The following is a 26,961-nucleotide window of genomic DNA, read 5'->3' as shown; positions in this document are numbered from 1 at the left end:
GCTTGCCGTGGGGCTTCGGGAAGAAGGGCTCCAGACGCGCCATTTGCGCATCCGCAAGCCAGAAGAGATCAGACTTGTTCACCGCTCGTTTTTGAACCGTGAATCACGCCGCAAAACGGAAATCAATGGGTCATGACCCTAAAGCACCACCTATGTTTATTTCGGAATGCTTGGGTTTCGGACGTACGAGAAAAGCAACCCTTTGGCTTGAAGTATAGGGCCCCAGGAATCAGCTTAATTTTCCATCAGTTAAGGCCCGCCAATTCAGAAGTGGAATTGTCGCAAGGCTTCGAGAAAACCAAATTCGTATACCACAGTTGGCACTCGCGCTGATTTTTTGGATAGCAAGCAGCGAAGTCGAGAATGGTGTTTCCAAAAGGCGGGCCAAGGGGTCGGCTGAATTAGAATCAATAACGCAATTTATTGATAAATATGTTGAATTTTTAGAGATATGGTGCCTCAAGAGGGACTCGAACCCCCGACCTTGTCCTTACGAATTTTGGCGTCCTTGGGTTGGACGGGACCGGCTCAAACCGCCTCGATTTTGATAACACACTGCAAATATTTGATTAATTCCGGTCCAGGTCTTGGATTGTGTCGGATGGTACCCGCGAACGTTTGACGTACATCCCCTACTAATCCCCTACTAAATCACAAACAACGCCCTACTAATGACCCCACCCCATCGACGGCTCTCGAGTAAGTTCACCCACTGGCCTATCCCGTTCCGACGGAATTGGAGAGCGTTAGCCATGTTGCGGCTAAGGTGTGAGTTGTGAGCTATGCTTCTGGTGACCGGTGCCCTGAGTTTTCACCATTTCACAGAGAGTCCTAGGATAGGTGCTCTGCCTTTCTACGCCGCCACAATGCGGTTGCGACCGCAAATCTGATTTGACAAGGCGCAACCAAAGAAGACTGGCTCCAACAATGTATTTGCCTTGATTGCGGGCGAAGATCGGCGGCTTCCAAAGCTAGATTTAAGTAACTACAATTACTTCAATCTTTTTTCCCTAAATACGGCTACAGCAATGTGTTGGTCGCGCAACATCCTTAGAATGTTTGCCTAGGAATCAACTACCGCATCTGGAGAGTGCAGAAGCCTCGTAGTTAGTTCGGCTCATCACTACCGTTGTTAAATTTAGAAGGCCGAAATGAACAGAAAACTAACTTCAGTGTTGCTGGCAGTTGCTCTCACAGCCAGCGCAGCTTCCGGTCAATCGATTTCGCTGGAAGAGCTTGCTGCCAAAGTCGATGAGCGCACTCAGACCTTAGGTGGCTACGAAGATTTTCTGATGGACCCGGATCCCAAAAGAGCCATGGCTGCGTTGCAGATTATGCTTGAATCGGGTGACGATAGCTTGGTGCAGATGGCACTAAATCATGGGTTAACCAGTCCTGATTCTGCGGTACGGCAAACTGCGTTAAAAGCCTACTTTGCTGGGAAGCCAAGCATAGGGTTGACAGTTGTCGCTGAGGAGTTGTCAGAAGACGAAAGTACTTTTGACAATATGGACAGAATACTCCGGAGACTTAACGGCTCTTGGGGGGTGAATAAGACGGGAAGCATATCAATTAAAGTCGGAGATTATAGTGACGAGCTTGGATGTAATGTCAGTGGTATCTCCAGCGATACTTGCGCCCTAAGAGTAAACTCAACTTCCATTAGCTTGTTTTTAGCGAGTTCAGAGGAAAATCGTACTGCCTCGCAATGGGTGCAAATGACCCTCAATCAAAACGGGGTCCTGGAAGGCGGGTTTGTTGGATCATATTGTAGAAGCAGTTGCTTCAAATCTCCTCCACTTAAGGCCACGATCAAGTTGATAGAGTAACTTTAGTTTGCGGAAACTGAGCTGATTGCAATCGGACCATGTGACCAACTGCTCGCGACTACGATCTTAATTCGTCGGGCCCAACTTTGGGCCCGAGGCCCCGTGTCCAAAATCCCATCTCTGGACATCTCGCCTGACCAGAATGTTTTCCAGCGTTTTCCCTCTGAGTCGGGACTGGCAAAGATGACGATTCGACGGGGTATCGCTGACCCGGGCTTTTCTTCTGAAAACAGCCTGACCCGCGAAAGTGTCGCCTTTTCATTAGTCGAAACATTCAGGATTATTTCTGCATTCCGTGTGGGAGCGTAAACATAGGAGGCACCGTCAACGAGTAGGTTTTCGGGAAGAAACTCGGGGCCAACCGCTTGAGCGCTAACTGAACTCAAAACCAGAGGCAAGCCGTCTTTGGGAAGGCCTTTTTGGACTGGCGCTGCCGTAACCTGTATTTCACTCTGGGTTCCGATCCAGCGCGACACGTTTTGATGAATTTCCTCAATACGCATGAAGCGGATAGTTCGGCCATCGACCGTTTCAATCGCCATACCGACTGGTTTCCCGTCTAGGAACAAAAAACCGCCGCTCATACCTTGGCGCGCAGACATGTTTTCATCTGAACCAACGAATTCCGCGTCCATGTCGAGGTATCGTGTTTCAAGAATGTTCATATTCAACCGGTCAACGAAACCTTCGTCGTCGATCAACACAAGAGAAGCTTTGGCACTTTTTCCAATAGCTCCATCAACCCCCTTTAGCTCTTCGATTGACCCAGAGCAGCGTTCCGCCGCTCCTCGCCGCACGATTCCGACCGCAACATCCATCCCGTCCCAAAACGGAAAGCGAAGCGAGGCAGAACCTGTAAGAGACCCTTCAGCGATTACTTGCGCTCTCGGGCGGTCGTTCGCGACATGTTTTGCTGTGATGAGATAGCAGTGAGAGTCGTGCGAAAAAAGATATCCCTGACCTCTTTCTGCGCCCCTAACTGCGACGGGCTCTGCTGATGCTTGACAAATACCAAATGCCAATGAAGCTATAAGTTGAGAGCAGCGTAAAATCAGAGAGTTGCAGGCCATGAAGCAGTTACTTAGTCCAGTTGTATTCACTATAGCTTTGTTCGCATTTTCGCCACTTTGCAAGGCGCAACAAGTTGCCCTCGCGGGAAATGCGCTCAATGAAGAGGTGAAACCCGCTGCTACGATTTCTGGACTATTAGTTTTGGGGGCCATCAGGCACAGCGGAACTTTTTCAGATCATGTGATGATGACAGCAGCACTTCCTAAAGATTGGGGGGGGAACGAAATCTGTATTTCGATGATTTCGGCAGACGGCTTGTACGAGGCGAGAAACACATATCGTATTGATGATAGCTGGGGCGGAGGAATCGCAGAAATCCCATACCCAACAAAGTATGCTGATCGCTTGTTAGAACTTCAGCAGAACGAGCTAGCTATTTCCACGAACATGGGCGACTGCGAAACAACCGAGAAGGGTGCGATAATGCCGATTGCCTGGAGAAGCAAAGAAGCCGCGAGTTCTGCAAAAATCTCTCTCTACGCAAATGGTTTTGGCGCTGATGAAGTGTTCATTTACGTGGGTAGTGATCCAAACTCTGATCCTGTAGATTGCACTATCCTGGAAGCTGGTGTTAGGACAGTTTTTGATACAGTTTGCGAACTCGACGTATCAAATTTTGACCAAGACGAACTCATCGAAATTGAGATGGTTCGTATATCCGCAGGACAAATGTCACCATCTGAGTTTATTGAACTGGAGCTTGGTGGTTCATTTTAATGCGTGTTATCGGATTGAATGGCACTCAAAGAGTTGTTTTGAGCGTCTACACTTGGTTGAGACCATTTTTGGTCCCGCTTGCAGCTATTTTTGCCCTAGGAATAGCCTTCTTCGGGAACAGTCTTTGGGGATCAGAAAAGACCTTTATCGTCGACGCAGTTGTATCAGGTGCAACGATCACCTTTAACGGAAACCACAACTCTTGGTACTTGAACGAAGCGACCATCTGCTCCCCGAAGAAACGCCGACAAAGATCGACGGAACCTTCAACGAACGACGTCTGCGATCCCCGCGTCTATAATATTAGTGTAGAACCGGAAAAAATAGTTCAGTGGCCAGATGGGGCATCAACGCGCGTAAGAATTGGGAAGTCCGGGCGACTAGAGTTCTTCGTCCCCATTGAGATTCCTGGAATCACTAAGAACACACTGATTGTTTTGCCAAAAAACTTTTTTTCTTCCCATGGAGCATTAAGTTTTGCCGGTTCTGTAATGTTCGGCAGAACGATAAACACTGGCGCGAAAGACATTTTGCTGGACGGAAGCTACAGAGTTAGGGAGAACCACATAATTTCTTCTTTGCTCGGAAAACAAACCTATGAAGTTGCGGCGTCGGAGTTGACGAGAGGGGATCAAGTCCGAGTAGTAAATGGTGAAGACTTCAAATCCTCTGCTCTTGGATACGGTCATTTGTCACGTTCGACAGAAATTGATGGGGCTGCAAGGTTGGTGTTTCAGTCATCGCCGGGAGATCACGCCCTTGAGATTTCGTCATTTGGAATGGATGAACCTGCGGTCATGAAGCCCGATTGGATTGATAGTACTTTGGCAAGTCCTTACGTACTGATCGTCGGGCTATTTATTTCGCTCGCAATTAGCGTCCTTGAATTGCACTCATTTGCTCGACGAGACTAAAGCGATTATTGGCGACAGTAATTTATGAATTTAAATCAAGTACTTATGATTTTTTGGATATCGCGCTCTGCGGCTATATCTAAGCTTTGGTTTAGCATCGAGCTCAAGGAAATGACGACCCGACCACAAAAAGAACTTGAGTGATATGCCCAGGAGCCGCCGATACAGCGCCATTGATAAGTAGATTGGTCAATAGTCGCCTACTTTTGAGACAAGGTGTCGGCAGCCACCTGGTCCACTGTTTTTCGCTCGTATTAGGCTGCTATGATTCAAAATTCGTGACGATGGGACGAAGCCGATGTTCATTCTCTCTAGCTAAGTTCAAAATCGCGCGCCATAATCTTTGCAAAACAATGCGCTAGCATTTCAATTCAGTTTATTTGTTCGGCTTGTTGGCCTACTTGCGCCACCGGCTCGGCTCCCAATCAAACAACCGCGTAGTTCCGCGGCGAAAAAGCGAATTATGGACAAAGAAGCAGAGAAGATCCTCAAATATTGGCGTGTTTCGTTAGCGGACAGTGCCTTAGGGGACGGTAAGTTCACCCAACGGGATCGAAAACGGTTCATAGAGGTGTCCAGGGAGACGGTTCGTTCGGGGACACTGCCGGATGTGATCCTGGACAGGGTCTTTGGGGGCCGGAAATCGGCCAAGAACGTTGCCGTGAGATTTTGGCCGCTCGTTATGGCTCGAAAGTCCTCGCACGGCGCAGCGCGTGTCGACGGCTTACCGGAGATCGTTGCACCAGTTGTGACGGAAGCAACAGTGGACCGTGATGGCCAGATCACCCCATTGCGCAATGCGCTGGCGCGAGATGTCCTTTCACCACTTCCATCCGGAGAATTTTCAATCGGTAGTGTTGACGACCTCGATGATTTTCTGACCGAGACACCCTTGCCTGACATGATCGACGAAAACGCGTGGCAAGAATACCTCGGGCACTGTCGTCAAATGGTGGACGCTGTGGCGGAGGGCTGGCCGAATGGCGACGAAGACTACCAGTCTATGGGCTTCGGTTTTCTCGAGTTGGCAGAAGATGCCAGTGCCACAATCCGCAATATCGTAGATCTTTACGACAAGTTGCTTAGTGAGAAGCCAGATGCGCCTCTATTGAGGCAGGTCGCTGCGCCGAGCAAATCGAAATCTCTTCCGGACCCTAAAGTTGAGAGTGAATTCAGTCGCCGCTTAGGCCACTCTAATCCACATTTTCCTCTTTCTGAGCATCAGCGTCAGGTTTTGGCCTACCTTGACGCCATGTCTCCTGCGGAAGTTATCGCCGTGAATGGACCACCAGGCACGGGCAAGACGACAATGCTACTTTCGGCGGTGGCTAGTCTCTGGATCAAAGCTGCCCTCAAAGGTAAGGAACCACCGATCATCGTTGCTGCGTCCACCAACAATCAGGCGGTGACAAACATCATTGATGCCTTTGGAAAAGACTTCGCCAAGGGAGAAGGTCCATTTGCCGGACGATGGCTACCAGATATCTGGAGTTTCGGAATATTCCTTCCATCGCACTCTCGTAAGTTGGAAGCAGCAAAGAAGTACCAAACAGAAGATCTTCAAATAGCCTGCGAAAGTGTCGAGTATTTCTCACGAGCCAAGGAAGAGTATCTTCAAAAAGCAAAACTCGCATTTTCCGATCTGTCAGAAGTTAACGTAGAGCTGGTTGTCGAAACCATTCAGAATGAAATGGCAAAAGAGGCTCAAAAGCTTTCAGAACTGGACGAGGCTGCCAAGACCCTCAAAGAGGCAAAGCAAGCGGTAGAAGCGGTTCTCGGTGAGAACCCTGAAGAAGCAGAAAAGAGGCTAACTGAGGCGGTAGCAGAGGCGCAGCACAACGAGGAACGGATCAAAGCCGCAAAAAATGCCTTGGAAAAGCATCTAACAGCTGAGTCTACAGTAACGGCGATCTTAGGTTTTCTGCCAGCCATCAAAAGAAAACGGGTGTTATCGGCTCAACAGGCGATCCGCGAGTTCATGCCGGCCTCCAATGGGTTCAATCGTGTTGCGGACATTGAAGCTCATGTCACTGAAAACCTTCGTTCCGTCGAACAATTGGCAAAACAGGCCGAGCAGGACCTAGATAATGCTCGTCGTCTTCGTTTCGCATTCGGGAATGCTCAGAACCGCTGGCATCGCGCAAAATGCTCTGTTGGCAACGCCGAGGATGACCTGGACTTGGAACGTGCCGCAGATTTGAGCATTCGCTTTAGACTCTTTCTGCTCGCGACCCACTATTGGGAAGGGCGTTGGTTGCTGTCTATGGAAGAAGACCTCGCGGGCATCGCAGGCTCCTCAAACAAGAGAGGGAAGGCGACGCTCGTTCCTCGCTGGCATAGACGCATGATGCTAACACCTTGTGCTGTTGCCACATTTGCCAGTTTGCCGGGAAAACTAACTTACAGTCGCAAAACCGGAGGTAAATGGGCGAAAGACTATTTGTTTAACTTCATTGATTTGTTGATTGTAGATGAGGCTGGGCAAGTCTTGCCGGAAGTCTCCGGGGCGAGCTTTTCCCTGGCTAAATGTGCTCTTGTGATTGGCGACACCCAGCAGATTGAACCCATCTCATCCGTGCCGAAGCCGGTAGATGTCGGGAACCTACGAGAAGTTGGGTTGCTCCAAAACGATGAAGATTGGAGTGAGTTGTCGGCGAGAGGGTTTTGCACCACGTCCGGCAGCGCGATGAGGATTGCGCAGGAAGCTTGCAAGGTTTCACCATATTCCGAACTTGAGAAAGGGCTGTACCTTTTTGAACATCGGCGCTGCTTTGACGAGATCATAGGTTACAGCAATGCACTTTGCTATAAAGGCAAACTGCGTCCACTTCGAGGGCCAGTTCCCCCAGACGCCAAATTGCCGGGTTTAGGATATTTGCACGTAGATGGACGAGCAATTCGGCTGGGAAGTAGTCGCGCAAACTTGCTTGAGGCTCGGACGATTGCTGCATGGCTGGTTGCCAATAGATCGGAATTGGAAAGCCGCTACCAGGCACGTCTTGAGCAAATTGTGGGCGTCGTGACGCCATTTGGCCGACAAGTGCGTGAAATTCGGACAGCCTGTGCGAACAGAGGCATATCCGTCGATTTACGCGATGGCATGACAATCGGTACGGTTCACTCACTACAAGGTGCAGAGCGACCTGTGGTTATCTTCTCCCCTGTCTACTCGAAACATGCAGACGGCAATTTCATCGACGCCTCGGCCAGCATGCTCAATGTCACTGTGTCCCGCGCTAAAGACAGTTGTCTTGTCTTCGGAGACATGGACGTTCTGGCAACTGCTTCTCCGGGATCACCTCGTTCGATGCTTGGTGATTTCCTGTTCAGCTCAACGGAGAATGCACTTGAGTTTGAAACGGAGCCCAGGAGCGATCTGCAGGATAATAGTGGCGAGCTCCAGATGCTTCGCGATGCTGCTGAGCACGACGCTTTCTTGATTGATGCCCTCGCTGGGAATGGGCGCCAATACTCAATCGTCAGTCCGTGGATCATTGCACGTACCATGGAGAACGTTGGCTTACTAACTGCTTTCGCGAAGGCGATTAGTCGGGGTGCCAAGGTGGATGTATTCTCAGATCCCCTTTTAAACTCCAAAACTACAAATGAAGGTCAAACCCAGATGTCATTGGCCAAAGACAGCCTCGCCAATATCGGAGTTCAACTTCACGAAGTACCTCGACTGCATAGCAAGATCGTAGCAGTCGACGACAACTTGTTGGCAATTGGATCGTACAACTGGCTTAGCGCCGATCGACACGGAAAGTACGCGCGACACGAAACCTCATTTGTCTACAGAGGCCAGCATTTGGAGTCGGAGATTAACACGATTTTTCAAAGCCTCGGTGTCCGAGAGAAATGACCAACTTAGCCGATAGATCAAAATGTATTCAAAAATTTGGGACAGGAGAGAACGTGACTCAGTGAGTTTGCTTATACGCCACAATCGGTGGGCTACGTCCAGAGTTACCAGGTCAAGGTGGTAAAAGAACAACTTTGGGCAAATGCTAAAATGGACACAAAGACAAACCCATTTTCATAAGACCAGTAAGACAAGGTCCAATTTATCAATGAAGCAAAGAGTAGTTTATCCACCGTTGTCAGAGCATGCGCAACTTCGGCAACCACTAACTGTTGGAGAAGAAAGGGTATTACAGCTCTTTAACAAGAAACTCTCGGACGGTTGGGAAATTTACATTCAACCTCACCTGAATGGGTTGAGGCCAGATTTTGTCCTTCTACACCCTAATGGTGGTATCGGCGTGTTCGAAGTGAAGGACTGGAACCTTGCCTCAACGCAATACTTCACCGAGAAAGAAGCCGGGGGTCATTCGCTCTGGGCAAATCGGGATGGAAAAACGTTTTGTGTTCAAAAAGACAACCCAGTCAGCAAAGTAAACCTTTATAAAAAAGAGATTTTTGATCTGTATTGCCCTCGCCTACAGAAGGGAAACGGTTGGGCTGCAATTACCGCTGGTGTCATCTTTCCATTTGCTCGTACCAACGAAGTTAAAAGTCTTTTCGAGCCGTTTTTGAGATCAACATCCGGTGACCCCTACGCCAAGTATCAACCTGTGAGCGGGATGGAAGAACTGTCATCTGGAGATATATCATCGGTCTTCCCAGAGTCTTTCCGAACCAGCTCCAGAGTAATGTCAGAAGACCATGCGAAAGACTTGCGTGGTTGGCTGGTTGAGCCAGATTTTTCAACGAGGCAAAGAACGCCATTGACCCTAGACCGGAACCAGAGGTCCCTTGCCGAAACTCGTACTGAAACAGGCTTACGCCGCATAAAGGGGCCCGCAGGTTCGGGAAAGTCTTTAGTATTGGCGGCACGCGCAGCTAGGCTAGCTAACGAAGGAAAGTCAGTCCTGGTTGCGACGTTCAACATCACACTTTGGCATTACCTTCGGGACCTCATCGTCCGCGATCTGGAAACACCGTCAAACATCCAGAATATCCAATTCACGCACTTCCATCTTTGGTGCAAACATGCCTGTCATGACGCAGGCTGGGAAAAGAAGTATAACGACCTCTGGAAAAGCGGTCATCAAGAAGACATATTGAACAACGTTTTGCCGAAACTGGCTGAAGAAGCACTCAGCCAGCCGGGAGCGAAATCGTATGACGCCATACTAGTAGATGAAGGGCAAGACTATCACCCACTTTGGTGGAACGTATTGCGCAAAGCGTGCAATCCGAACGGGGAAATGCTACTGGTCGCGGACGCAACTCAAGACGTTTACGGCACCGCTCAGTCGTGGACGGATGACGTCATGAAAGGGGCTGGCTTTCGTGGTGATTGGTCTCAGTTGAGCGTGAGCTACAGATTACCCTCTGACGCAATGGACCTCGCGAGGAACTTTGCTGAAGCATTTCTTCCCAAAGACACCATTGACCTTCCTGAGCCGGAACAGGGGGCATTTGACTTTGGTGGCAGCCATCTCCGTTGGGTGCAGTGTGATCCACATAATGCGGAAGAGGTGTGTTCCGATGAAATTCTCGCTCTTATGCGCGAAACTGGAAAAAATGACTTGGCCAACGCAGATATCACAGTGTTGGTAGGCGATATGAAATCTGGTTCCGGTGTTGTAGATCGTCTATCGGACTACCGCATTCACGCAGTGAGCACCTTTAGTAAGGATCCACAGGAAAGCCGCCGCCGCAAAATGGGATTCTACATGGGTGACGCCAGGATCAAAGCGACAACTCTACATAGCTTCAAAGGTTGGGAATCGCGTCTACTTGTTGTGTACGTCACTGAAGCGATACACGCGGAAAGCCTGGCATTGGTTTATGCAGGATTGACGCGTCTTAAACGAAGCAGAGAAGGAAGTTGGCTTACAGTGGTTTGCTCTGCTTCCACTTTGGATAGATATGGCCAGACCTTTCCGGAGTTCATAAATCGTAAAGTGAACAGCAGAGTTCAACCAATGTAGCCGCTGGCGTCCGCTTCATATCAAAGGTCAGATAAGCGCCCTTGTGTTGAGCTGGAAAGGTGGCCAGGCGTAAAGGCGGGTAGATGTGCGGGGCAAGGCACCAGTGCAAACCCGGCAAACCATACAAACCCCGGCAACCCCACCCCAGCGACGGGTTTCGAGCAGGTCAGCCCGCTAGCACTACCCCCTCCGACGGAATTGGAAAGCCTCGATGACGGCTCACGTTTATGCCATCGGTTATGCGGCTCTTGAATTGATCGATCGCGCTTTTTTGCGGCGACAGGCTTCCAACTTCATCGTAGGGGCGATGGTACTACCTATTCGCCCCGAACCATTGCAATAAGTCGGCGGAACTCGATGTCTGCAGTGTCGCGTTTCCAGAAGTTGATAAAGCGTGCCACCACCTGTAAATTTCCCACTTCGTAGTGGCCACCACTGTCAATTCGATCCAGAGACGGCCGCAACTGGTTATCTAAACCATCAAATTGCAAAGTGAGACCCGTAACAGCACAACGATCACCGGCCTCATCGAGCAACTCATTCAGATGTGCAATTAGTGCCTCTTTCGTAAATCTGAGGTCTTTGTTTTTTACGTTGCGTTCAACAGTCTGCCCGTATGACTGCTTTGCCGTTTGTTCCGCTTGGTTCGCCATAGACCAAACTGCTTTAAACCTTGCATCTTTTATGTGGCCGGTGTTCTGACGCTCCAGCTTGCTCTGCCACCAGAGAGCGTCCAACGTCCACAGATCAATATTCAGGTCGTCGGCTAGATCGAGCAGTACAGTGTTAACAATTTCGTACTTCTTGCCGTCGGTGGCACCGCGCGGAAATGCGGGCCAAACCCCACGTTCACGCATCTCTGGCTCACTAGTACCGTTCCAAACTCCGTAGCGATCAGGAAATGCTAAAAGTAACATCGGGGTAAGAGTGCCTGCACCTACACCATGCACCATGGCCAATGCGTTATCGAACCTCTCAGACAAAGGCGCAGTTTCGTTGACTAAAATGGCTATGGCGTTCCGCAAATTATCCATATTGTCCACCGCAGGGCGGCCCAAGCGCTCCAAGCCCGTCCAGTGGTGATTGTGTTGGAAGCTTAGGAAATCGAGGTAATCCTGCTGCGAAAGGCTTGAAGGATCTCGGAAAAGAGGTCCAAAACGGTGAACCACTTCGTCACGTTTGGAAACGATGCGATCAATGTCGGGCAGGCTAAGTGCTTTTTGTACATCAAAATTCATAACCCCTGCGATACAAAAAACATGGTCCAAGACCAAGTGAGAAGTAACGAAACAGAATTGGTTAGTTTCTTTAAAACCAAGCCACTCGGCGAGATCGGCGTTGTCATTATCCCGGAGTTTGTCCCATTAGTAGTCAACCTCGTAAGCAACTTAGGCTTTCTGCGTGCGCGTCCGAATAGCTCCACCTAACTTGGGTTCTGCAGCCACAGAAAACCGGTTAGAAATGCAAATCAAGCCATCAGAGCAAATCTGATAGTCGATGCAACCCAGGCAACCCCACACTATCGACAGGTCCCGGATCAACCAGGCGCAAATTTGCACCGGGTTCGGCTGGCGCAGCGAGCACCAATGCTCCGGTGCAAGATACCCACTTGAAGACACCCAAGTCACAAAAACACATCCATGTTCGCTTGCCACATCTGTTTATCGGGTGATCCTGTGCCTCTTTGCTCGTGCGTGCGCGTGTACGAACACGTCACCTTAAGCAGTATAAGTATCTGATAATGATTGTAATTTCGAGATTCTGCGCCTAAGTTGAGTTGAGGCCAAAGGAGGTCTCAATGCCAACACTTAGATTTACGAAACGCGCGATCGAAGCGCTTCCACATACCCACAAAGGTCAGGTTCTTTACCGCGATGAAATGTTACGCGGGTTCGGGTTGCGGGTTGGTTCCAACTCCAAAGTCTACTTTGCTGAAGGGCAAGTACAGAACCGTACCCGCCGTGTTACTATTGGACGGGCTGATGTGCTTGGCGTGGATTCAGCTCGCAAACGTGCATTGGGCATTCTTAGCGACATGGCTGCGGGTATCGATCCAAATGCCGAAAAGCGGCGCATAGCTCAAGAGTGCGTTACGCTAGGCCAAGCATTTGACAACTTTTTCGAAACCAGGCCCAACCTAGCGGAGAGCACACGTGACAGGTATCAACGTAGCATCAACCTTTATCTGAAAGACTGGAAACTTAAGCCCGTTACCGAGATCAGTCGCCAGATGGTTCTGAAGCGTCACCGGCGTATCGCCATAGTCCATGGTGAAGTCACAGCTAACAATGTTATGCGTCATTTCCGGTCTGTCTATAACGTCACAGCAGCTGCACACGATGAATTTCCTCCAAATCCGGTAAAAATACTAACGCAAGCGCGCGCCTGGTTCCCGGAGCAGCGACGGCGTACAGTGGTGTCAGCGATAGATCTTCCCACGTGGTGGCTGGGCGTCATGGCAGAACCTGACTATTCACGCGACTTTCTTTTGATCGCCCTTTTCACTGGTATGCGCCGCAATGAAATTGCTTCACTGCGGTGGGAATATATCGATCTGGAGGAAAGGGCCTTGCATATCCCCAAGACCAAAAACGGTGACCCCTTAGACCTTCCTCTGTCCGACTATCTCGTGAGTTTATTGCGGGGCCGGCGCGCGAACACCGGAAAGTCGCCCTGGGTTTTTCCTAGCAACGGCCGTACCGGCCACGTCGTCGAAACCAAGAAGTTCACTGCACGCGTTAGCGAGCGTAGCGGGATAAAGTTCACACTGCACGATCTGCGTCGCACCTTCATCACAATAGCAGAAAGTCTCGACATCCCGCACTACGCTTTGAAGCGTCTTCTGAATCACCGGATGTCCGGAGATGTCACAGCTGGTTACATTGTCAGCGACGTCGAAAGGCTAAGGGGCCCGGTGAACGAGGTTTCAGCACGCGTGTTGGAACTGACAAACACCGATGAAGAGGGAAAGGAACAGATCGCGTGAACGACGAGCCTGAGTTTGACTATTCCGATTTTCCCGACACGTGGCTGTGGGATGGTCGACCTTTAACAAGTGATCAGCGAAGTGCGTTGGCCAAAATCAATGAGGAAATGTGTAACAAGCACAATATTCAGGCTCGCGCAGAGCATAAGGAACTGCTCTACGATCTTGTTCGGCTGATCAACACACGATCTGTGGTGCGTGAAATAGATGGCACCATTTCACCGCCCAAAGACCAACCAACGATCAAAAACGCCCGTAAATCTATTAAGACAGCTGCTACTAAACTAGGGCAAGCTTACGAGGCTGTTTTCGCACTTGTTGGAAATGAAACGGCACGCGCAGCGCTGGAACGTATGGAGAGATTTGAAGAAATCCCGGAGCTAAATTCCAAAGTTGGCGAATTACAGGAAATTTTAGCAGAGGCTGCAGAGTTCGAGGGGAAAGGGGGATCGCGCGAAAATCCAGACTGGGTGAATGAATTTTGCGTAAAGTGCCAGGAATTTTGGTTTCGACACATGAGCGGTGGAACAACGCTGCCTTATCGTACAGGAACAGATAACCCATTCTCAATTTGGGTATATCAGCTTTACGATAAATTGCCGGGCTTAGTCGGCGCCAAAGCTCCCGTATCAATGTTGAAAACTGCCGCCAAGGTGCTGTTCGCTAAACGGTAAGAAAAATAACCCGTTTGGCGGCGATATTCTGACACCCAAACACCTGCGATTTGATGAACCGTTAGGCAAAAATAACGGAGGCATCAAAATGCACACTAAAGACACTTCTCTTCTGACTACCAAGCAGGCCGCGCGCCTGCTGGGACTGAGCCCTCAGACACTCGAAAAATGGCGTACTCAGGGTGTTGGCCCGAATTTCATCAAGCTTGGCAACAAGTCGGTTCGCTATAGCAGCCATGCCATCGAAGCTTTCATCGAAGGAGGCTGCGATGAAGAATGAGACCCCCTGCGTCACTTGGGACTTTTTTGTTCTTTGCGTCGAATCATACCATTTTCGTGAAACGACGCTGCTGCACACCAACGCGCTCGCGAAACTGACCGCACACACCCACTATCATTTCGCAGGGGAAAAGCGACGAAGAAGACGAGAAGCGCATTGCAACAGTGTTGATCGCTGGCGATTCGAACGTAGTAATCGACAACTGCGAACGCCCCATCGGAGGCGATACCCTCTGCGCTGTACTTACCACCGATATTTGGGCGGCTCGCATTCTCGGTAAATCGGAACTCGCGCGCACCCCTACGAATGCGCTTTTCATGGCAACCGGGAACAACCTCGTAATTGCAGGAGACATGGCTCGCCGCACTTTGGTTTGCCGCCTCGATCCTCGGACCGAGCACCCGGAATTGGCAGAGCACAACTTTGATCCCAGAGTTGAAGCAGAAGAGAAACGTGCGGCCCTGGTATCCGCCGGGTTGACGGTTTTGCGCGCGTACATCGCGGCCGGCCAGCCGAAGCAGTCATCGCCCCTGGGTTCGTTTCGCGAATGGAATTTGATCCGGGATGCAATCATCTGGCTCGGTTTGCCTGACCCGGTGATTACTGTGGAACGCAATAAAATCGACGATCCCCAAAAATCGGAATTGGCAAACCTTCTTCACGTTTGGGAAGCCGCCCTCGGGCAGCAAGCAAAATGTTTGGCGGAAATCGGGGTGATGGCCGAAGAGAACAAATCCCATAAGATTGGCGACCTCTATCGGGCCCTGGCCTCGATGACCCGAGGCGGACAGTTCAACGCTAAGAGCATCGGCCGTTTGTTGATGAAACACAAAGACCGGATCGTGAACGGGCGCGTTCTTCGCGCGGAATCGGATTCAGCTGGATCCAAGCTCTACCGTGTCGAGGTGGTTGGGCGTTCTGAAAAGGCATATGAACGCCCACCACCAGATGATTTTCCGTTCTGAACTGCAGAGAGCATCAGATACCAGGTAACGGCGCGGGAAGCGACACCCGCGCCGGCTTTGTATGGTTTGCCGGGTTTGTTTAAGCACCGCCACCGGTTGCAAATGCCCGGTCATTTGGTCCGTATTAAATTCAAAATCAGAAAAACCGTTCGCAGCCGCTTTTTACGCATGGCAGGAGGGCACACAAGGGCTCTACTTCCGAAACATTTGCCTTCGAATCTGCACGTTTTTGGTTGTGTTCATTCGCCGATAGGCAAACATTACAAACCATGAAAGATTCTTACTTTTTTTCTTCTGTAGCTGATTTCCTGTATGCCTCTGATGACGCAATCCTTGGTGAACTTACCCGCGCCCATCACCACGCGTTGGAACACCAGCAACGCGACGCCTGGATCAAGCAAATCACGATACTTAAGGATCAACTGAAGGCTGATCGAACCGGTTACATATTCTTGGAATTTTCCATTCCTCGCATGGGTAAGCGAGCTGATGTCGTTCTGGTCCGAAACGGCATAGTCTTCGTGATCGAGTTCAAAGTAGGCTCAGCAACCTTTGATCGCTACGCGATTGACCAAGTTCACGACTACGCGCTGGACTTAAAGAATTTCCACCTCGGCAGTCACACTCTGGCGATCGTACCCATTCTTGTGGCGACACGGGCCCAAGCGACGCCAACAGAGACGCGCTGGGCAGACGACCTGGTGGCCGCCCCAGTTTTGGTAGGGGGTATGGGGTTGGGTGCCGCACTGACCCTGGAGGGACCGCAGGGCGCCCCCGCGGACGAAGTAGATGTTTCATCCTGGCGTGCATCGGGGTACCGCCCGACGCCCACTATCATAGAAGCAGCTGAGGCCCTGTACCGGGATCATTCCGTCGATGAGATTTCGCGTTCTGACGCCGGCGCGATAAACCTTAAGGCCACGTCTAACCGCATTGCTGAAATCATCGAGTCCTCCAAACGAGCCAATCGAAAATCCATTTGCTTCGTTACCGGAGTACCGGGAGCCGGGAAAACCTTAGCTGGTCTGAACATCGCCTCCAAACGCGCCCAGCGTCACGAAGATGAACACGCCGTGTTTTTGTCGGGCAATGGCCCGCTGGTTGACGTACTGAGAGAAGCGCTCGCTCGGGACCAGGTCACCCGTGATGGCATCAAGAAAAGCGATGCGTTGCGCTCGGTTCGACAGTTCATCCAAAATATCCATCATTTCCGAGACCACTACGTCGGTTCAGATGAAGTACCATTTGAAAAGGTGGTCGTCTTCGATGAGGCCCAACGCGCTTGGACAAGTGACCAAGCCTCAAAATTCATGCAAACCAAACGAGGGCAATCCGACTTTGACATGTCAGAGCCCGAATTTCTGATTAGTGTGATGGATCGCCGTCAGGATTGGTGCACGATCGTTTGCTTGATTGGCGGTGGGCAAGAAATCAACACCGGCGAGGCAGGGCTTTCAGAATGGCTAACTGCGCTTAAAACGCGTTTTTCCAATTGGGACGTTCATGCTTCCGATTTGCTCAGTGATCGCCACTACACGGCTGATCGAACGGCCATAGAGATGTTGTCGGCACCGCATATTCAGAAACACAATGACCTTCATCTATCAGTTTCGATGCGCTCGTTTCGGGCTGAGCGGCTTTCGGCCTTCGTCAGCTATATTCTAGATGGCAATGCTGACGGAGCTCGCACGACGTTGGACCAGCTCCGAGACCGCTATCCGGTTGCGGTCACACGCGATCTAAACCTGGCGCGCAATTGGCTGCGAAGTCATTCTCGAGGAACGGAACGCTATGGCCTTGTCGCTTCGTCCGGGGCCCTAAGACTTCGCTCTGAAGGGATTCATGTCAAATCAAGCATCGACCCAGCAAGCTGGTTTCTTAATGAAAAGACTGATGTGCGATCCTCCTACTATCTGGAAGAAGTGGCCACGCAATTCGACGTTCAGGGGCTCGAGCTCGATTGGGCAGGCGTCTGTTGGGATGCAGACCTGCGCAGGGTTGAAGATGAATGGCAGTTCCATGCCTTTAAAGGAACAAAATGGCAAAACGTGCGAGATCAAACAAAGCGCAGCTATCTATTGAATGCATATCGCGTCTTATTAACAAGGGCACGGCAGGGGTTTGTGATCTTTGTTCCCTATGGCGATCCTTCCGATCTTACTCGCCCACCAGCCTTTTACGACGAAACCTACGCGTATCTGCTGCAGTGTGGAATCTCTGAAATCAGCAACGAAAGTGAGGCTCTTGTCAGCAGTGACAGTGGTAACGTTTCGCCTGACAAGCACTATTCTGGGCTGGCGCGACAGACGGCGGCAATTTGATATGAACACGCAATATAGAGCATTTAATATCAGCGCTCTATGTTGTTACTGCTGCAAATAAACGGTCCTGCGAAGCTGCGACACTTCGCTTGAGCATTCGACAGTGGCCGGGAAGCTATCTCTCATTTCGCAGAGTTCTGGCAATCCATTGATCGAGATCGTTGCGATCAACCTTCCCTAGTAGGTACTTGTCACGCTCAATGCGTTGAAGAGCACCGGCTGTGAGAAAAGATGTGGTGACGATAAATGCTTTGCTTGCTTTATGCTCCAGTCGGGTGTCAGCAAGCTCACGAACAACTGACAGTCCGACCTTTCGGTCTTCTCGGTTCTTTTTGGCCTGCCAGATCGACTTCATAAGGCCAGCGGGGCCGAGATCTTTGACCGCGACCACGTCAACCCCTCCATCCTTGGTTCCCTGCATAAGATCGACGCGATAGCCATCGGCTTCAAGCATCTTGGCGATAAGCTTCTCGAACTCTCGCCAAGAAAGATCATCGAGCTGTATCAGCTTGTGCTGCAGCCTCTGCAAAACCCCTATGCTCGGCGCAAGTCTTTGAAGGTTCCTTTGCGTATTAGTTCGCGCTAGAACATCTCCATCAAAAAATCCGAACGTAAACTGAGATTCTACTTCAATAGAAGGAACTTTGGTGGAGACAAACAGGGCACGAGAAGCCGGGAACCGCTCGATCGCCTGAGCCGCTATCGTCTCAGCTCGGTTGCCAGCCCAATCCACCTCGTCGAATACGAAAAGCCAGCGCGTGTCAGTTGAAACTTCGTTCCACATTTGATCCGGATTGTGGGCGAGTGCGGCGTAAGTCGTAGTAAAAGATGTGTCTTCTTCTAGCCCAAGTAGCTTTGGGGCGAAATTATGGCCAACATGTCGCCATTGTTCTGCCAGCACTCGGCGAGCACTTATGTACAGAACCTTATCTACGAGACCAGCTGCAACCATACGGGTCGCCGCAACGTGGGATGTTATAGTCTTTCCACTACCTGTTGCCGCGACGAGCAACGTTCGCGTATCGCTCCGGGCAAGGAAACTGTTAAGAAAGCTCTCTTGAAACGGCCTAAGTTGAGTTGGATGGAATTCCGTCACGCCAACTTCCCTATGCTTGTGTCATGCTTTCAGGTTCGCCGCATCGCTAGTGAGGTGTTTCACTGCCTCACGCAGCACTGCATGAGCCTCACTAACGAGAGTAAGGTCGCGCTTGAACTGTCCTTCTGGCCCGCCAACGAATTTCTCTCCATGGAGGTAGCTATTGCGAACACGACAGACGCCATTGACAATAAGTTGAGCTACGTTCGTCAAGGGCTTGGTCCGCTCCGGTGACCATTCCATGTTAGCTAGCAGGCGCCTTGGTGGATCGCCCACAAGTGTGACGGCGATCCCACTAGCTTCGATATACCGGAAAAATTCTTGACCGAGATTTTTTGCGAACGCGTCCCAATCCGCCTCAGCAACTTCCTTGTTTTTACGTAAATATCCTGATCTTTTTAGGGCGTGCTCAGTTTGCCCAAAGGTGCGAGCGAATGCCACTGCTTCCTCGTACGGATTTGTCATTGCTGCTCCCCGCTTGAAGCGTTTGTTTTATCGAGAAGAAGAACACATAGCAACTGCACACCCAATGACTTCTAGAGCAGTACTGTTCGCGATTTGAGAGAACAGCCTGACGAAAGAAGTCTCCGCTGCAACTAGTGACAAGTCACACCGCAACATCGTGATGACCAAACTATCGGCAGTGGTGGGGCGGAAAATACAGTTCTACTTGTAGACATTAGAAAACAATGGTGCCTCAAGAGGGACTCGAACCCCCGACCTTGTCCTTACGAAGGACCTGCTCTACCAGCTGAGCTATTGAGGCTTTCAGGCCCTACTATGGCCCTACTAGTTCTATGTCTTTGCCGCGAACTCCTTGGTTTTGCAAGTCATTCTCGCAGGGACCCGCTAATTACGAAGGACCTGCTCTACCAGCTGAGCTATTGAGGCAAGCGAAGGTTCGTTTAAACCGTCGTGCTGGCACGTGCAAGCCTCGAAATCTTAAGTCACCGCAGGCGAATTTGGGGATGATTCCCTCGATCCCAGCTGTCTGCGGGCTTGCCTGGATGAGCGGCCGGCTCCAAAACGCGCTTTTTTTCAAGGATTTACCTTTAATACCACCAGTCACACGATAATGATTGACCATCGCCCTTTATTTCAATAATTCATGAATTATGATAGAAAAAATAACAGGCCAACTGGCCATACTCGGTCATCCGCAGCGTATCTCGGTGTTTCGCATGTTAATGCGACGTTTTCCTGACAGTGTTCCTGCAGGAGAGGTGGCGGCAGAGCTCGGCATAAAGGCCAGCACCCTGTCGAACTACCTGAACGCGCTACAGCGATCGGGGCTGGTCAAACAGGAACGTTCGGGAACGTCTCTGCTCTATTCGATTGAAATGAAAAACGTGCAGCAAATGCTCGATTACCTGATCGTCGATTGCTGCCGTGGTCGCCCAGACATCTGCATGCCCTTTGCGCAAGGAAATAAGACAATGACCGACCGGAAATACAACGTTTTGTTTTTGTGCGTGGGCAACTCTGCCCGCTCGATCTTTGCTGAATCGTTGCTGCGTTCCCTCGGCGGCAAAAGGTTCAACGTGTATTCGGCGGGAACGCAGCCCGCCTCCGAGCTCAACCCGTTCGCCTTGCAGGTTCTTGGCGACAAGGGGCATGACACGTCGGTTTTGCGCTCCAAGCACATGTCCGAATTTGCAGCCCCCGGCGCACCTGAAATGGATTTCGTTTTCACCGTCTGCAATCAGGCTGCAAACGAGGAATGCCCGGCCTGGGAAGGCCAGCCGATCAGCGGCCATTGGGGCATGCCGGATCCGGTCAAGGCCCAAGGCACGGACGCCGAGAAAAGCCTCGCCTTTCAAAATGCCTACGGCGCGCTCAAGCGCCGGATCGAGGCCTTTACCTCTTTGCCGGTCGAAAGCCTCGACCGGAACGCACTTCAATCTGCTGTCGATGACATCGGCAGAACGCCTACTGAGGACTCGCAATGACGACATATGCTGTAAACGGCTTGGGCCGGATGGGGAAACTGGCCCTGAAGCCGTTGCTGGAGAAGGGCGCCAAGATTGCCTGGATCAATGACGCTGTCGGCGACCCGGAAACGCATGCGCATCTGTTGGAATTTGACACGGTGCACGGTCGCTGGGATGCCAGCTTCGGACATGACGCCGAAAGCGTTACGATCAATGGAACACGCCTGCCCTTCATTGGCACCACAAACCTGAACGACCTGCCTCTGACTGGTGTCGACGTCGTTATCGATTGTACGGGCGTCTTCAAAACCGAGGCAAATCTGGCCCCCTATTTCGACGCCGGCGTGAAGAAAGTTGTCGTCTCAGCTCCGGTCAAGGATGGCGCGACCGCCAATATCGTAGTCGGCGTAAATGACGATACCTATGATCCGACCACACATAACATCGTGACCGCAGCGTCTTGCACCACCAATTGCCTGGCTCCGGTCGTCAAAGTGATCCACGAAAACCTGGGCATCCGTCACGGCTCAATGACCACGATCCATGACGTGACAAACACCCAGACCATCGTGGATCGTCCCGCCAAAGACCTGCGCCGCGCGCGGTCCGCGCTGAATTCTCTGATCCCGACGACGACCGGCTCGGCTACCGCAATCACGCTGATCTATCCCGAACTGAAAGGCCGGCTGAATGGCCACGCCGTGCGAGTTCCCTTGCTGAACGCGTCACTGACGGATTGCGTGTTTGAAGTGGAACGCGAAACCACGGTCGAAGAGGTCAACGCGTTCTTCAAAGCCGCAGCCGAAGGTGAACTGAAAGGTATCCTTGGCTATGAAACGCGGCCTTTGGTGTCGACGGATTATACCAATGACGAACGTTCTTCGATCGTTGATGCCCCGTCGACCATGGTGGTGAACGGTACGCAGGTGAAGATCTATGCGTGGTACGACAACGAAATGGGTTATGCGCATCGTCTGGTCGATGTAGCCTTGATGGTCGGTGCCTCGCTGTGACAACTGCGCCCGAACAAAGGCCCGAAGGTCTGTCGGCCTATATCGCCGTCACGGCGGCCTATTGGGCCTTTATGCTGACCGACGGAGCCCTGCGTATGCTGGTGCTGTTGCACTTTCATACGATGGGCTTCTCGCCGGTGCAGTTGGCGTATCTGTTTGTTCTGTATGAAATCGCCGGTATGGCGACGAACCTTGCCGCAGGTTGGATTGCAGCCCGGTTCGGGCTGGCGTCAACGCTCTATGCAGGGCTGGCGTTGCAGGTTGGGGCGCTGCTTGTTCTCACTCAGTTAGACCCTAATTGGGCGATTCCAACCAAAGTTGTCTTTGTGATGATCGTTCAGGGGGCCAGCGGGGTCGCCAAGGATCTGGCCAAGATGTCCTCGAAATCTGCCGTCAAACTGCTGGCACCTACCGAAGGTGGCGGCCTGTTTCGCTGGGTTGCCGTCCTGACCGGGTCAAAGAATGCGGTCAAAGGGCTGGGCTTTTTGCTTGGTGCCGCACTCTTGGCAACGCTTGGCTTTATGTGGGCCGTTCTCGTCATGGCAATCGTGTTGGCGGTTATCCTGTTCACTGTGATCTTGTTCATGCCGCCCGGCCTGCCCAAGGGGCGCAAAGGGGCGAAATTCTCCGAGGTCTTCTCGAAATCACCCAACGTGAACTGGCTGTCGGCGGCGCGGGTCTTTCTGTTCGGCGCACGTGATGTCTGGTTCGTGGTCGGTGTCCCGATTTACTTCTACGCCGTCCTGTCGGACGGCACCGAGGAAGGAAACCGCGCCGCGTTCTTCATGATCGGCACCTTCATGGCGGTTTGGGTGATCCTGTACGGTGCCGTCCAGGCCAGCGCCCCCAAAATCCTGCGCGCGAATGAACGAACTGAAGGCGACCTGATCCAAGCCGCCCGCAACTGGGCGGCTGCCTTGTTCTGTGTCCCGGCCGCATTGACCATCGCTGTCCTGCTGTCGTCGGGTCCAGAGATATGGCTGACCGTTACTCTGGTCGTGGGCCTGTTGGCGTTCGGCGCGATCTTTGCGGTCAATTCCTCGCTGCATTCTTATCTGATTCTGGCCTTCACCAAATCGGATCGAGTCACGATGGATGTGGGATTCTACTACATGGCCAACGCAACGGGCCGCCTGATGGGCACCGTTTTGTCTGGCCTGACCTATCAGATCGGGGGACTTCCGATGGTTCTGGGCACGGCCGCTGTGATGGTGGCACTGGCGGCACTGACATCCGGCAAGCTGACCGATCAGACGAATGAGGCATATACATGAGCATCTTCGAACGTTACCTGACCGTCTGGGTCGCCCTCGCCATGGTCGTCGGCGTCCTGATCGGCCTCGCCGCGCCCGGCCTGGTTCAACTGGTCGCTTCGGCCGAGGTGGCGAGCGTCAATCTGGTCGTGGCCATTCTGATCTGGGCAATGGTCTATCCAATGATGGTCAGCGTCGATTTCGGTGCGGTTGCTGGCGTCGCCCGCCAGCCGCGTGGTCTGATCGTGACTTTGGTGGTCAACTGGCTGATCAAGCCATTCACCATGGCTTTTCTGGCGGTTCTGTTCTTTGACTACGTCTTTGCCCCATGGATTAAGCCCGAAGACGCGGCCCAATACACCGCCGGTCTGATCCTTCTGGGTGCGGCACCCTGCACAGCGATGGTGTTTGTCTGGTCTCAGCTGACTAAAGGCGACGCGACTTATACCTTGGTGCAGGTCTCTGTGAACGACCTGATTATGGTGGTTGCGTTTGCGCCTATCGTGGCCTTCCTGCTGGGTGTCACCGATATTCAGGTCCCGTGGCAGACTTTGGTTCTGGCAACTGTGCTTTATGTGGTTCTGCCTCTGATCGCCGGCCTGATTACGCGCCAAAAACTCGGATCACAGGCGGCCATTGATGCGTTCTCGGCCCGCGTCAAACCATGGTCGGTGATGGGGCTGATCGCCACCGTCGTTATCCTGTTCGGTCTGCAGGGACATACCATTCTGGCCAAACCGCTGGTGATTGTGCTGATCGCGGTACCGATCCTGATCCAGAGCTACGGCATCTTTGCGCTTGCCTACGGTGCCGCCTATGCATTGAAGGTCCCGCACCGGATCGCCGCACCGTGCGCGATGATCGGGACATCGAACTTTTTCGAACTCGCGGTCGCCGTTGCCATCAGCCTGTTTGGCCTGAACTCGGGCGCGGCGCTGGCTACTGTTGTGGGTGTTCTGGTCGAAGTTCCGGTCATGCTGTCGCTCGTCGCGATTGCGAACCGCCCCCGAGCCGGGTTTCCCGAATCTGCGCCGTCATAGGTCGGGTCAGCGCGAAACCAAATTCATCAAAGTACTGAAACAAAGAACGGCTTCAGCTGTTCTTTGTTTGAGATCGCTTTCAACACTGCGCGTGCGGTATCCAGAGACTCTCGGATCGTGACATCCATATCCAGATACCGATAGGTACCCAAGCGACCGACAAAGGTGACGTTCCGGGTCTTTACAGCCAGGGCAACATACTCACCCAGCAGTGCTTTTTCCTTCACCTGACGGATCGGGTAGTAGGGAATGTCATCCGGACCGGCAGCGCGGGAAAACTCACGATAACAGACCGAGCCTTCATGCGTTTCCCATGGCGCGAAATGCTTGTGCTCGGTAATCCGGGTAAAGGGTACGTCTTCTTCGCCATAGTTCATCACCGCACAGCCCTGATAGTCGCCGTCATGGGTGAAGCGTTCGAAATCAAGGGTGCGATAGCCCAGACGGCCAAGCTCATACTCAAAGTAGCCGTCCAACGGGCCGGAGTAGAACACGTGATCGAAGTCGTCCGTCATGCTGCGGTCGAAGGTGGTGTTCAGCTTAACCGTAGTTCCCGGGTGATCGATGATACCTGCAATCATGTCGGTATAGCCGTTCTCGGGCATACCCTGGAATTTATGGAAAAAGTAGTTGTCGTCGTAGTTGAATCGAACCGGTAGACGCTTGAGGATCGACGCTGGCAACTCGGACGGGTGACAGCCCCACTGTTTGATCGTGTAACCCTTGAAGAACGCCTCATAAAGATCGCGACCGACGAACCGCAGCGCCTGTTCTTCGAAACTCTGCGGGTCGGTGATCGATGTGTCAGCCTGCTCTTCGGTAATAAACGCGCGTGCTTCTTCGGGGCGCATGGTCTTGCCAAAGAACTGGTTGATCGTGTGCAGGTTCACCGGAAGGGAATAGACCTGACCCTGAGACGTGGTTTTGACGCGGTTCTTGTAAGGCAGGAAGTTGGCGTATCGGTTCACATATTCCCAAACTTCTTCGTCGTCCGTATGGAAAATATGCGGCCCGTAGACATGCACCATGACCCCGGTATCGGCGTCGCGTTCGGTGTGACAGTTGCCGCCGATATGGTCGCGGCTGTCGACAACTGTGATCTCATGGCCTTGTTCGGCAAGTTCCCGACCAATCACAGCTCCGGACAGCCCTGCCCCTACCATCAAAAATCGCATCTCAGGCACTTTCCCGTTTCAGCGAAATCGTCGTCATGTCGAGCGGTTTGATCAGTTGGCGCCGGGCAATCTTGAAAATGCCGGACCGCGCCTCGCTGGAACTGCGGAAATTCGAGAGAACCGACATCCAGGCGCGGCACATGTGCCAACCCACGTTCAAACGGCCCGAAATCGGCTGCCCGCCCTGCAAGATCGCTGCAAAGACGACCGGGACGGTGCGCCGGGACAGATCGAACATCTCTTTCAGCACGGCCTCTTCTTCTTCGGAACTGAGGTTGTTGGACTCGGCCATCGCAACTTTCAGGTTCTTTCCGATCGGCCGTGTGTGGTGCATCGCGATTTCATCCAGGATGGCGGTTCGAAATGCGCCGGCCTCGGCCCAGCGGCACCAGATATAATCCAGGCCGTAGCCGCTCATCGTGCCCTGGAACAGCGGCAGCGCTTTCTTCAAGATATCCTGATGCAGACACGGGGCCATGATCTCGATGTAATTTGTGTATCGCAACACAAAGCCCGGGCATTGGCTGAACACGAAATGCGAGAAATAGCTTTCCGGGGTCAGGGATGGCTGCGCGATACGTAATCCATGAACCTGCATGGCATCAAACAGCGCATTGACGTCCTCTGCACTGATGTCGAGATCGTCATCCGGCAGCCAGTAAAAGTCATATTGATCAAGGTCTCGATCTGCGAGAGTTTTGTACAAGCCGTCCCACTTGCCGCCCTTGACCAAAACGGCCTCAACACCCGGCTCGGGTTCAAAAGCCGCAAACGCCTCATCCGAGAAATAGCTGATCAGAAGATCGAAATTTCGATCTTCATGGGGAATCTCCTGCCACCGATGGTGCAATGAGTTTTTGCCCGCACGGACAACCACAAGGCTTTTCTTCATACGCGATTCCGGACCCGATTATCGGCCTTCATCAACGGGCCAAGCCCTTCAATCATGTCCGGGTTCAGGGGATGGCTCAACCGTCCATGTGTGTATTTGGCCTGATAGAGCAAGTTGCGAACGAATCTGGTAAAGGGCGAACCCGGTTTGGTCTTGCTGCGACAATGGTCAATTGTACTGTCAAATTCTTGGCGTTCTGTGACCATCTTTTCCCCAAGGGTAAGGATGGGCACATTGTGCTCCCAATAGAATTTCAGGTCGATGTCGATCGGCCGTGCAATCGGAGCGTCAAGCGCCAGAAGCCGCGCGGCCGCCCGTCGACCGATGATATAGCCCGTGGTCCTGGGAGGAAGCCGATCCGACAGAACAAGGTCCTGATCTGCAACGGATTTTATCACTTGCCCGTTGTTGCCCGACACGCCATCCAACTTGATCATGACGTCTTCAAAGCAATCGCCGCATTCGGAAAGCTCATCGAAAAATGGCCTGGGATCTTGCACGAATGTGGCGTCGTCTTCCAATACAAGGCTTACAGGGTCCTTAGAATCCACGACCTCCTGCCATATCTGGCGATGCCCCAAGGTACAGGCGACCTCGTTGCGGCTGAGCGGACGTTTGAACTTGATGCGGTTCATCTCCGCATCATAGAAGCTCCGCAACTCCGAGTTGTTCAACTGTTCACCAGAAATGGCGTCGCTGAATTCAAGGTTCAAGCCAAAGCGCGCAAACTCATTTTCGCAGAAACGTCGCCGCTCCACGTCGGTGGGCAGACTCAGAATGACGGCCTTGATCGACACTTATCTATTACCAATAATTTTTTTCACAGCGTTACTATGGGCCGTGTTTACCAAGTACAAGCGTAAAA

Annotated in this window: 21 protein-coding genes and 1 tRNA gene; 14 read left to right on the top strand and 8 right to left on the bottom strand. The window is 52.0% G+C overall.

Annotation, left to right across the window (positions count from 1 at the left end; genetic code table 11):
• Positions 1 to 1,151: 1,151 nt before the first annotated feature.
• Positions 1,152 to 1,829: a hypothetical protein gene (locus ACR0AA_RS15795; RefSeq protein ID WP_480756407.1), complete on the top strand. Its 678-nt coding sequence runs from the start codon at positions 1,152 to 1,154 to the stop codon at positions 1,827 to 1,829.
• Positions 1,830 to 1,831: 2 nt separating this feature from the next.
• Here ACR0AA_RS15795 and ACR0AA_RS15790 read toward each other — a convergent pair whose 3' ends face one another.
• Complete coding sequence (locus ACR0AA_RS15790) at positions 1,832 to 2,647, bottom strand: hypothetical protein (RefSeq protein ID WP_480756406.1); 816 nt, start codon at positions 2,645 to 2,647, stop codon at positions 1,832 to 1,834.
• Positions 2,648 to 2,897: 250 nt separating this feature from the next.
• Here ACR0AA_RS15790 and ACR0AA_RS15785 point away from each other — a divergent pair, with 250 nt between their 5' ends.
• The 4 genes from ACR0AA_RS15785 to ACR0AA_RS15770 all read left to right on the top strand — a co-directional run bounded on the left by ACR0AA_RS15785 (position 2,898) and on the right by ACR0AA_RS15770 (position 10,470).
• Entirely contained in the window at positions 2,898 to 3,617 is a 720-nt protein-coding gene (locus ACR0AA_RS15785) for a hypothetical protein (protein WP_480756405.1), read from the top strand.
• Positions 3,617 to 4,531, top strand: coding sequence for a hypothetical protein (locus ACR0AA_RS15780; protein WP_480756404.1), 915 nt, complete (start codon positions 3,617 to 3,619; stop codon positions 4,529 to 4,531). The genes ACR0AA_RS15785 and ACR0AA_RS15780 overlap by 1 nt, the downstream gene beginning before the upstream one ends.
• Positions 4,532 to 4,994: 463 nt before the next feature.
• Complete coding sequence (locus tag ACR0AA_RS15775; RefSeq protein WP_480756403.1) at positions 4,995 to 8,393, top strand: AAA domain-containing protein; 3,399 nt, start codon at positions 4,995 to 4,997, stop codon at positions 8,391 to 8,393.
• Positions 8,394 to 8,601: 208 nt separating this feature from the next.
• On the top strand, positions 8,602 to 10,470 hold the full coding sequence (locus ACR0AA_RS15770; RefSeq protein ID WP_480756402.1) for a nuclease-related domain-containing DEAD/DEAH box helicase: 1,869 nt from the start codon (positions 8,602 to 8,604) through the stop codon (positions 10,468 to 10,470).
• Positions 10,471 to 10,787: 317 nt separating this feature from the next.
• Here ACR0AA_RS15770 and ACR0AA_RS15765 read toward each other — a convergent pair whose 3' ends face one another.
• Complete coding sequence (locus tag ACR0AA_RS15765; protein ID WP_480756401.1) at positions 10,788 to 11,708, bottom strand: hypothetical protein; 921 nt, start codon at positions 11,706 to 11,708, stop codon at positions 10,788 to 10,790.
• A gap of 560 nt (positions 11,709 to 12,268) precedes the next feature.
• Here ACR0AA_RS15765 and ACR0AA_RS15760 point away from each other — a divergent pair.
• From ACR0AA_RS15760 to ACR0AA_RS15740, 5 genes are all read left to right on the top strand, one after another.
• The gene (locus tag ACR0AA_RS15760; protein ID WP_480756400.1) at positions 12,269 to 13,456 is read left to right on the top strand and encodes a tyrosine-type recombinase/integrase; all 1,188 of its coding nucleotides are present in this window, start codon (positions 12,269 to 12,271) and stop codon (positions 13,454 to 13,456) included.
• A complete protein-coding gene (locus ACR0AA_RS15755; RefSeq protein WP_480756399.1) occupies positions 13,453 to 14,130 on the top strand; it encodes a hypothetical protein in 678 nt (225 codons plus the stop codon). The genes ACR0AA_RS15760 and ACR0AA_RS15755 overlap by 4 nt, the downstream gene beginning before the upstream one ends.
• 88 nt (positions 14,131 to 14,218) lie before the next feature.
• Entirely contained in the window at positions 14,219 to 14,410 is a 192-nt protein-coding gene (locus tag ACR0AA_RS15750; RefSeq protein ID WP_480756398.1) for a helix-turn-helix transcriptional regulator, read from the top strand.
• A 353-nt stretch (positions 14,411 to 14,763) separates the two neighbouring features.
• Complete coding sequence (locus tag ACR0AA_RS15745) at positions 14,764 to 15,375, top strand: hypothetical protein (RefSeq protein WP_480756397.1); 612 nt, start codon at positions 14,764 to 14,766, stop codon at positions 15,373 to 15,375.
• A gap of 269 nt (positions 15,376 to 15,644) precedes the next feature.
• Positions 15,645 to 17,696, top strand: a complete 2,052-nt coding sequence (locus ACR0AA_RS15740; protein WP_480756396.1) for a DNA/RNA helicase domain-containing protein — start codon at positions 15,645 to 15,647, stop codon at positions 17,694 to 17,696.
• 115 nt (positions 17,697 to 17,811) lie between these two features.
• Here the strand turns inward: ACR0AA_RS15740 and ACR0AA_RS15735 are convergent, their stop codons facing one another.
• The 3 genes from ACR0AA_RS15735 to ACR0AA_RS15725 form a co-directional block, all read right to left on the bottom strand.
• Complete coding sequence (locus ACR0AA_RS15735; protein ID WP_480756395.1) at positions 17,812 to 18,792, bottom strand: restriction endonuclease; 981 nt, start codon at positions 18,790 to 18,792, stop codon at positions 17,812 to 17,814.
• Positions 18,793 to 18,813: 21 nt separating this feature from the next.
• Complete coding sequence (locus ACR0AA_RS15730; RefSeq protein ID WP_480756394.1) at positions 18,814 to 19,257, bottom strand: hypothetical protein; 444 nt, start codon at positions 19,255 to 19,257, stop codon at positions 18,814 to 18,816.
• A gap of 225 nt (positions 19,258 to 19,482) precedes the next feature.
• Positions 19,483 to 19,558: transfer RNA gene (locus tag ACR0AA_RS15725), tRNA-Thr, on the bottom strand.
• A gap of 349 nt (positions 19,559 to 19,907) precedes the next feature.
• Between ACR0AA_RS15725 and ACR0AA_RS15720 the strand changes: the two genes are divergently transcribed.
• The 4 genes from ACR0AA_RS15720 to arsB are packed head-to-tail and all read left to right on the top strand — an operon-like array spanning position 19,908 to position 24,029.
• Positions 19,908 to 20,741, top strand: a complete 834-nt coding sequence (locus ACR0AA_RS15720) for an arsenate reductase/protein-tyrosine-phosphatase family protein (protein WP_480666363.1) — start codon at positions 19,908 to 19,910, stop codon at positions 20,739 to 20,741.
• A complete protein-coding gene (locus ACR0AA_RS15715; protein ID WP_480666364.1) occupies positions 20,738 to 21,736 on the top strand; it encodes an ArsJ-associated glyceraldehyde-3-phosphate dehydrogenase in 999 nt (332 codons plus the stop codon). The genes ACR0AA_RS15720 and ACR0AA_RS15715 overlap by 4 nt, the downstream gene beginning before the upstream one ends.
• Positions 21,733 to 23,010 (top strand): organoarsenical effux MFS transporter ArsJ, encoded by a 1,278-nt coding sequence (arsJ, locus tag ACR0AA_RS15710; RefSeq protein ID WP_480756393.1) that lies wholly within the window; start codon positions 21,733 to 21,735, stop codon positions 23,008 to 23,010. The genes ACR0AA_RS15715 and arsJ overlap by 4 nt, the downstream gene beginning before the upstream one ends.
• Entirely contained in the window at positions 23,007 to 24,029 is a 1,023-nt protein-coding gene (gene arsB, locus ACR0AA_RS15705; RefSeq protein ID WP_480756392.1) for an ACR3 family arsenite efflux transporter, read from the top strand. Before arsJ ends, arsB begins: the two co-directional genes overlap by 4 nt.
• Positions 24,030 to 24,055: 26 nt before the next feature.
• Here the strand turns inward: arsB and glf are convergent, their stop codons facing one another.
• Genes glf through ACR0AA_RS15690 form a run of 3 tightly spaced genes read right to left on the bottom strand, consistent with a single transcriptional unit; the run spans position 24,056 to position 26,893 of the window.
• On the bottom strand, positions 24,056 to 25,204 hold the full coding sequence (gene glf / locus ACR0AA_RS15700) for a UDP-galactopyranose mutase (RefSeq protein ID WP_480756391.1): 1,149 nt from the start codon (positions 25,202 to 25,204) through the stop codon (positions 24,056 to 24,058).
• Position 25,205: 1 nt separating this feature from the next.
• Entirely contained in the window at positions 25,206 to 26,096 is an 891-nt protein-coding gene (locus ACR0AA_RS15695; protein WP_480666368.1) for a hypothetical protein, read from the bottom strand.
• On the bottom strand, positions 26,093 to 26,893 hold the full coding sequence (locus ACR0AA_RS15690) for a glycosyltransferase family 25 protein (protein WP_480756390.1): 801 nt from the start codon (positions 26,891 to 26,893) through the stop codon (positions 26,093 to 26,095). Before ACR0AA_RS15690 ends, ACR0AA_RS15695 begins: the two co-directional genes overlap by 4 nt.
• Positions 26,894 to 26,961: the final 68 nt, after the last annotated feature.

Source organism: Ruegeria sp. CE8 (genome assembly GCF_056537465.1).
This window is presented reverse-complemented; position numbering and strand designations above follow the sequence as displayed.